This window comes from Streptomyces katrae, assembly GCF_000966975.1.
Lineage (GTDB): Bacteria > Actinomycetota > Actinomycetes > Streptomycetales > Streptomycetaceae > Streptomyces > Streptomyces katrae.
The window spans coordinates 1-1942 of record NZ_JZWV01000317.1 but is presented as its reverse complement, the minus strand read 5'-3'; the positions used below and the strand labels follow the sequence as shown (position 1 = coordinate 1942).

Below are 1942 nucleotides of genomic sequence, written 5' to 3'. Positions count from 1 at the left end.
GCTGGCGGCGGCGCTGGTGGCGCAGGCCGCCGCGACCACGGCGTACGGGCACAAGGGCAAGCTCGCCGGGCTGGACGACTACCCCTCCTGGGGGCGGTCCAACACCACCCGCGAACGGGCCCTGACCCGGGCCGACGGCTGGCCGGCGTACCGCACGGACGCGGGCCGGCCCGCGCTGTCGGGCAACGACCCGCTGCTCCTGGGCGGTGAGGGCGGCCAGTACTACAGCAGCCACACCCCGGACGTGTTCACCCGCACGATGGCGGCGCTGGGCGCGGGCTGGACCTCGCGCGGGCGCAGCGTGCAAAGCCTGGACAACCCGGTGACGGACGCCCTTTTCTCGGTGGGGGCGCGGCTGAAGGCGGACGGGAAGGTGGTCCGCGCGGAGGCGCTGCCGCTGGTCACCGTCCGGCCGGGCCGCCGCCGCAGTTCGGCGAGTCCCCGTTCGCCAACCAGGAGCTGCTGCTGGGCGCGAAGGTGTACGAGGAGCCGGTCACGCCCGGGGTCTGCCGCTCGGGCACCGACCCCTTCCTGTGGGCGCCGGAGTACAGCGGCTCGGCCACCCTCGCGGACGGCCGGCCCTCCAGGATGAACGGGACCCAGCCGAAGAACCGGGCGGCGCTCCAGCCACTGGGCCGCTCGCACGGGCCGTCCTCGCAGCTCGTCTTCGACCGCCAGGCCCCCGACCGGTGGACGCTGGGCTGTCTGGACCGCTCGAAGCTCACGGCGGCGGTGGCCTCCCTGCGCGCCTCGGCGGCCACCTCGGTACGGGTGTCCGACGCGGGCCTGACCGCCACCCTGCCGCCCGGCAGCACCGGCACGGCGGTCGTCGCGGTGCCGGCCGTCGCGGGCTGGAGCTGCGAGGGCCGTCCGGCCGGGTCGCGGCTGGGGCTGCTGGCGGTGCCGCTGGACGGCCGCACCACCACCCTGAGGTGCGAGTTCACCCCGCCGGGGCTGCTCGCGGGCGCCGGGCTGGCGGGGGCTTCCGCCCTGGTGGTGGCCGCACTGGCGGTACTCAGGCGACGCCCGGAGCATCTGGCGGGGCTGAAGCGGCGGCGCTGAGGGGGCGCGGAGTGGGCGGCGGAGCCGGGGGGCCGAGGGCGGTCCGCCGTCAGCGCACCTGGCCCAGCCACTGCAGGGTCCGGCGGATGTCCACCGGCAGGGGGTGCGCCGGCCCGTGCACCCGGTCCGCGTCGTACAGGAGCCGGACCAGGGTGTCGTGGGCGGCCGCGCGGTCGCCGAGGGAGAGCAGCAGGTGCGCTATGCGGCGGCGGACCTCCAGCGGCAGGCCGGGGTCCGGGTTGGCGTAGTGGTTCTCGAACAGCGGCAGCAGCGACCGGTACTCGGCCAGCGCCGCGGCCGGCTCGCCCAGCTGCTCCAGGCACTGCGCGGCGTCGTAGCGCAGCCGCAGCGCCTGCGGGTCGCCGGCCGGGAACTCGTCGGCGAGGCGGCGCAGTTCGGGCAGGGCGCGGCGGTACTGGCCGTCGTCCATGAGCGTGGCGGCGTACTGCTTGCGCAGGCTGCGCACCACCGGCGAGTGCTCCCCGTGCTCGGCGGCGGCGGCCGGGAGGATGCCGCCGAGGATGTCCACGGCCTGGGTGAGCCGGCCCTGGTCCAGCAGCTTGCGGGCCTCGTCCACCGCGCCCGGGATGTCCGGGCGGGGCGGGGCCGGTGCCGTGGCCGGCATCGGCGGGACCCCGCCGGCGGCCTGCCGGTCCGGCCAGGGTGCCTGCGGGCGCAGGAAGGGCCGGGTCGGGTCGAGGGGGCCTGCGACGGGGCGGCTGCCGGGGGCCGGGAGCAGCGGCGCGAGGGCCTCGTAGACCTCCTGCGCCGAACCGGGCCGGTCCTGCGGGTCCTTGGCGAGGAGGCGCATCAGCAGCGCCTCCAGCTCCTGCGGGATCTCGGGGCGCCGGACGCGTACGGGGGCCGGGGGCTCGTACAG

The 1942-nt window shown here is 77.5% G+C and carries 2 protein-coding genes and 1 pseudogene; 2 read left to right on the top strand and 1 reads right to left on the bottom strand.

Translation table 11 applies throughout. The features are described 5' to 3' along the window. Together VR44_RS46380 and VR44_RS46375 are read left to right on the top strand one after the other, a co-directional pair. Positions 1-592 (top strand): annotated as a pseudogene (locus VR44_RS46380) (YfhO family protein); the annotation flags it as partial. Next, positions 589-1062 carry a hypothetical protein gene (locus VR44_RS46375; protein ID WP_211275061.1) on the top strand — a complete coding sequence of 158 codons (474 nt, stop codon included), beginning with the start codon at positions 589-591 and terminating at the stop codon, positions 1060-1062. The pseudogene VR44_RS46380 and the gene VR44_RS46375, both read left to right, overlap by 4 nt. A gap of 49 nt (positions 1063-1111) precedes the next feature. On the opposite strand, the gene VR44_RS12690 is transcribed toward VR44_RS46375, so the two are convergent. After that, positions 1112-1942: tetratricopeptide repeat protein (locus tag VR44_RS12690; protein WP_045947565.1), on the bottom strand; the 831-nt coding region annotated here is incomplete at its 5' end.

Bases quoted from the DNA above. Each gene is read 5' to 3' on its own strand.
- VR44_RS46375 (WP_211275061.1), top strand. From the start codon at position 589: ATGAACGGGACCCAGCCGAAGAACCGGGCGGCGCTCCAGCCACTGGGC.